General features: G+C 33.2%; 3 protein-coding genes. All 3 read right to left on the bottom strand.

Annotated features, from left to right (window positions below):
- Positions 1–319: 319 nt before the first annotated feature.
- The 3 genes from ABY863_RS12400 to ABY863_RS12390 all read right to left on the bottom strand — a co-directional run bounded on the left by ABY863_RS12400 (position 320) and on the right by ABY863_RS12390 (position 5,582).
- Entirely contained in the window at positions 320–1,666 is a 1,347-nt protein-coding gene (locus ABY863_RS12400) for a RagB/SusD family nutrient uptake outer membrane protein (protein ID WP_372795304.1), read from the bottom strand.
- A gap of 25 nt (positions 1,667–1,691) precedes the next feature.
- Positions 1,692–4,697, bottom strand: coding sequence for a SusC/RagA family TonB-linked outer membrane protein (locus ABY863_RS12395; protein WP_372795302.1), 3,006 nt, complete (start codon positions 4,695–4,697; stop codon positions 1,692–1,694).
- A gap of 135 nt (positions 4,698–4,832) precedes the next feature.
- Positions 4,833–5,582 carry a DeoR/GlpR family DNA-binding transcription regulator gene (locus ABY863_RS12390; RefSeq protein ID WP_372795300.1) on the bottom strand — a complete coding sequence of 250 codons (750 nt, stop codon included), beginning with the start codon at positions 5,580–5,582 and terminating at the stop codon, positions 4,833–4,835.
- Between the last annotated feature and the right edge of the window lie 270 nt (positions 5,583–5,852).

Below are 5,852 nucleotides of genomic sequence, written 5' to 3'. Positions count from 1 at the left end.
TTGCCAAGGTGATTTTCGGTCTCCTGTATAAAAAGATTCATCACTTGTATTTTTTGAGACGACATGAGAAATTAGCATTAATATCCCAAAATATAACAGTATGATGATTAAGATTAGTATTGAATTCATTGATGAGTTTTAGTGATGAGCAATTTTTAAATATAATATTTTTAAAGGTCCAAATTTAACGATTAAGATTTTGGATATTTCAAAACATAAAAAATTATTTTCATTTTTAATTATGTAACTTGAATTAATAAACGGGGTTAACAAATTACTTTGAAACCCCGTTTATAACCAATATTAACTCAAAACTTAATTATATGCTTGGGTCTGCAGGTGTATTTGGATTGTTTTCTCTTTCCACTGTTGGATAAGGATAATAATTTCTATTTCTTTCATTGGTTGTATTCGCTACAGCAGGAACTACAAAATTAGGATGAAACCTTTTACTATCCTCAAATCTCATTCCAGTCAAAAACAACTCAATACATCTATTTTTATAGATTTCTTCCAAAATATCAGCTTGGCTTGTTTCGTTACCTGTCCAAGCAGGAAGGTTTGCATTAACACCTAATGGGTCATTGTTCTTTTGTCTTACTAAGTTTAGTTGAATAACTGCATTGGTTAATTGATTATCTCTAGCATAAGCTTCTGCTTTATTTAATAACATTTCACCGTTAAGATATATTGGAATTGATGCTGTACTAGTTCCAAAGAATCCAAGCATTTCACTTAGCGCTTGTCCACCTGCATCTAAATTAGCGAAACCGGCATCGGCACCTAAATAGAAGTTAATACGACCATCACCAGCCTCTGGAATATAAGTTCCTAATAAACCAAAATTAGTTTGAGGATTTAAATCGGCAGAATTTACCGTACGATTCCAGATAGGGTTTTGATTGTTAGCATCGAAAACCCACATTGAATTAGTTGCATCACTATTATTTAATACTGCATTTGCAGCATTAATTGATTCTGTATAATTACCAGCTAATAAATAATATCTTGAAAGAAAAGCATTTACTGTTTTTTCTAAGTTCATGTCTGACCATAAAACAGTTGATTTAAATTCATCAGAGATTGGTGCGGAAGCCATAGCGCTTTTCGCTTCTTCTAATAATGAAATGCAACTTGCTAGTACTGTAGCTCTGTCACTAAATTCAGCAGCTCCATCAGCAGCGTTATTAATAGGAGCTTGTTCAAACATTTCAACTAGAGCACCTAAGCTCATTGCTTTAAAAAGATTTCCATAAGCTAAAACCCCACTTTTTGTTCCCGGAGAAAGATTTACTGCATTAGCTCCGTCAATTAATGATTCAGCCATTCCTTTAGCTCTTAGAAGATCTACCCAAGGATTTGTGATACCACCACTTTCAGCTGGCAATTCAGCTCCTCCTTTGGCTAATTCATTAATATTTAAAAAAGTATTGGTAACTCCTAGTTCTCTTGTTGTAATCCCTGGAGCTTCTATAATTTGTCTTAATGCAGTTACTGAATAGTATTGTCTAATACCAGTTGCTAATGCAAAAAGCCCTTCCTTAGTCCCCAGAACCACATCTTCAGTTGGGTTGTTCGGATTTTCAAACTCGGTATCGCACGCAGTGTATAAACCACTGCTAATAAGCAAAGCACCTATGATTGTATATATTTTTATATTTTTCATCTTATTATGTTTTTTATTTTAATACTTAAAAAGTAGCTATTACACCAAATTTAATGACACTTGGTATTGGAACAAGTCCCATAATACCACCTCTGGCTCCATTACTTTGTCCATCCATATTTACTTCTGGGTCATACCCTGAGAAATTATCTATAGAGAATAAATTTCGTCCAGTAATAGTGAATTTAACGCTATTAACTCCTTTTAAAGGATCTTTTAACAAATAGGAAGTTGAAACTTCTCTAAGCTTAATATAAGAACCATCTTCAATGTAAGATTCGGCTATACCAAACTTAGCTGCACCAGTACCTCTAACACTGTCTCCGCGTAATTCACTTGCGGTTTCAGGCCCACCTCCAAAGCGATAAAACATACGTGTATCCCAGCTTAAAACATCTACACCTTGTACGGCATCAAATTGCATTCTAAAAGAAAAGTTTTTGTATTTAATTTCATTGGTTAATGACGCTATAAAGTCTGGGTTTGGATCTCCTATAACTTTACTTAGGGATGTTCCAGTTGGTTGACCAGATGCATCTCTTTCAGGAACAGGATTTCCGTTAGCATCATAAGATCCTTTTTCTCTTTGTGGAAGTCCTCCAGGCGTTAAAAGTAAACTTCCGTCAGTATTTCTTGCATAAAAACCTTGATAGAAAACACCTAAAGGTTGTCCGTTTTTAGCTACTGAAAATCCAAAATTCCCAATCCCAAATTGTTCACCTTCAATATTGTTCACTTCATTTTTATTTGTTGAGTAAGTACCGGTTATTGACCAGCTAAAATCACTTGTCTGTACAGGCATCGCTGTAATCAATGCTTCAAAACCATTGTTAGTCATAGTTCCAATATTTTCTACTCTTGAACCAAAACCAGTTGATGGAGATAGTGTTCTTGCTAATAAAAGATCTTCAATATCTTGTTTATAATAGGTAAGTTCAATACCAATCTTATTATCAAACAGTCCCATATCAATACCAAATTCTAATTCAGTTTGTCTTTCAGGTTTTAAATCAGCATTCCCAAGTCGAGTAGGGGCAATTAAACCTGAAGTTCCATCAATACTTATTGCTGAATAGTTTGATAATCGGTCAAAAGGTCCTATAGCTGTTAAGTTTCCTGCTTGACCCCAAGCTGCTCTAATTTTAAAGCTATTAATAGAACTTCCAAAGTTGTTTTTCCAAAAATCTTCTTCAGAAACTAAGTAAGACATACTTGCTTTTGGGTAAAACTGATTTCTTTCATCTTTACCAAATACTGAAGACCCATCTAGTCTAATTGCACCTGTTAAGAAAAGTTTATCGCTAAAACCAAATGTTTGTTGTAAAAATCCACCCCAGAAACTTCTTTCACTTCTGCTTTCATCAGTAGAAATTGAGGCAGCTCCATCAGTAGTTTTTACTCCTAACGCCAAACCAGTTCCTACAATAGAACGTAGCAATGTTTTATCTGATTGCCAAGAAAAACCAGCTGTTGTTGTAGATTTTATGTTATCGTTAAGGTCCTTGTCAAGTGAAGCATTCAAATCACTATTTAATTGTTTTGTACTAATAGTTGTTGTTGCTGCTTTACCTAGAGCAATAGTATTCGTTCCAATTGGAATATAAGAATTTCCTATAGATTCAGAATTGTCATAACCAAGAATATAATTTACTTTAAGCCCATCAGCTGGTTTTAAATTAAGTTGTAAATCGCTAATGGTTCTATTATTCTCTTGAGTGAAATTAAAAGTTTCAATGTATTCCAAAATATTTGGATAAAAAGTCATATTTGGATAATTGCCATCTGCATCCGGACTAGGGTCTATTGTATTGTTTGTAAATAGTATGGTTGGCAATACTCCAGCTGTATAACCCCCATTAGGTTGGTCATTACTTTTGCTTGTTGAAAAATAGGTACCAAAAGAAGCTGATGCCCAATCATTGATAACTTGATTAATTCTAATTCTTCCTCCTTGTCTTTCGTAATCGGTATTTTTAAGAATTCCATCATTCTTTAAATATGAAAATGAAGCAAAATAGTTGGTGTTTTCTTTTCCTCCTGACATTGAAACATAGTTGTCTGTTCCTGTTGAGTTTTGAAATACCATATCTTGATAGTCGTATCTTGTTACGGGTACTTTATCTAAATTAGTAATGTCGCTTGATGACCAATCAAAAGGTTCTTGGTTAAAATCACGTTTCTTTCTTAAAGAATTGAAATTTACACTGCTAGAAACCGTAATTACTGGCTCTCCAGATAGGCCTTTTTTTGTGAAAATCTGTACCACACCATTACTTGCTCTAGAACCATATATTGCAGCCGCAGCTGCACCTTTTATTACCTCAATTCTATCAATGTCTTGTGGACTAATATCTGATAATCTATTTTGAGTAACACCAGTTGTACCTAAGACATTAGTAGAGTTGTTATTTACAATTACCCCGTCAATAATGTACAAAGGATCTGAGCTTCCATTCACGGTACTTGCACTTCTTAATCGAACACTAATACCACCTGCTGGGTCTCCAGAATTTTGAGTTACTTGAACTCCTGCCAATTTTCCTGATAGTCCTCCTGTAATATCTACTGAACCAGATTCGGAAATTTCCAAACCTTTAATACTAGAAATCGTATTTCCTAATTGCTTTTTTGCAGTTAATGCTCCTGCACCAGTAATAACTATTTCATCTAATCCTAGAATATCTAAATTCATGACAACAGCATTTACTACTTCAGCTTCAGTTCCTAATGTAATTTTCACTTCTTTAGTTACTAACCCCAATGACCTGAAAGTAAGAGTATAACTACCTGCGTTTAGGTTAGCTGTAAGCGTGTAATTACCGTCAAAATCAGTAGTTTCACCCATGTTAGTGTTTTTAATTTGTACACTAACACCAGGAGTAGGCTCACCAATATTGTCTGTTACATTACCTTTTAATGTGTAGGTGGTCGTTTGCGCATGTAAGCTAAGTCCTAACATCATAAGCACAAATAGACTGATCGTAAATCGAAATCTCTTGGTAAAAGAGAAGTTTTCATTTGTTTTGTTCATAAAAATGGATTTAAAATAATATTTACCCAAAAGTAGCATTTATTTTTAATTAACGTTAAAAAATAGTTAAAAAAATGCAAAATTTAACATTTAAAAACGCACAAAAGCGCATAATCACGTTTTTTAAAGAAATTATTAAAGAATTTTAACACCTTTTTCTTTGAAGTCATCGAAAATAGAATCGTTCGGATCTATATCTGTTACAATAGTGTCTATTTTATGAATGGGAGCAACAGTATATCTTTTTATTTCGTTTATTTTGTTTTGAGTACAAAGCGCAACAACTCTGTCGCTGGCAGAAATCATACACTTTTTAATGTGTGACACTTCCCAGTCGGGTTCTGTCATTCCATTAGAAATATTAATTCCGCCAGATCCCATGAAGCATAAATCGGCTCTTAATTCTGAGATTGTTGAAACAACATCAAGTCCAACAGTTACCTGTGCTGCTTTGTGAAGTTTTCCACCTATAAATATAATTTCTATTGAAGGATGTTCTGTAAGTTGTAACGCAATTGGAAGGCTATACGTATAAATTGTAGCATTTATGTCGGAAGGAATAATTTTTGCAAGTTGCAGGTTTGTAGTACTTCCGCTCATTATTATAACCTGACCTGATTTTATGAGCTTTACAGCTTTTTTTGCAATGCTGTTTTTTTCTTCTAAATTGTAACTGCTTCTTTCTTCGTAAGAAGGAGCTTTAGTATCTAATGGTAGCGCGCCACCATGTACTTTTTTTATGAATCCATTAGCTGATAATTCATTAAGATCGCGTCTAATGGTGTCTTCTGAAACATTTAATTCTATACTTAAATCGGTAGATAAAACTTTTCTACTTAATTTAATTTTATCTAAAATATGTTGGTGTCTTTCTTCTTTAAGCATAATTTTATGTTTTTATAATTGAACATAATAGCAAAGATGCAATTCTTTTTTGATTTTGCTTTGTTGAATATGTTTTTAAAGTCAATTTTCGTGCTGATTTAACTCTTTTTAATGCAGGTCACTTAATTAAAAAACGCACAAAACAGAATATAAATGCATAAAATTCATTTTTTGTAATTGTTTTTAGTAATTTTGTAGTAAATAATACTATACTAAAAAAAATGGAAGCTAAACTGTTAAAATACACAAAGAGCATTGCTTACGAAGAAT

Origin of the sequence: Lutibacter sp., from assembly GCF_041562875.1 — a bacterium.
GTDB lineage: Bacteria > Bacteroidota > Bacteroidia > Flavobacteriales > Flavobacteriaceae > Lutibacter.
The sequence above is the reverse complement of the archived record's forward strand: the minus strand, read 5'-3'. Positions and strand labels throughout refer to the sequence as shown.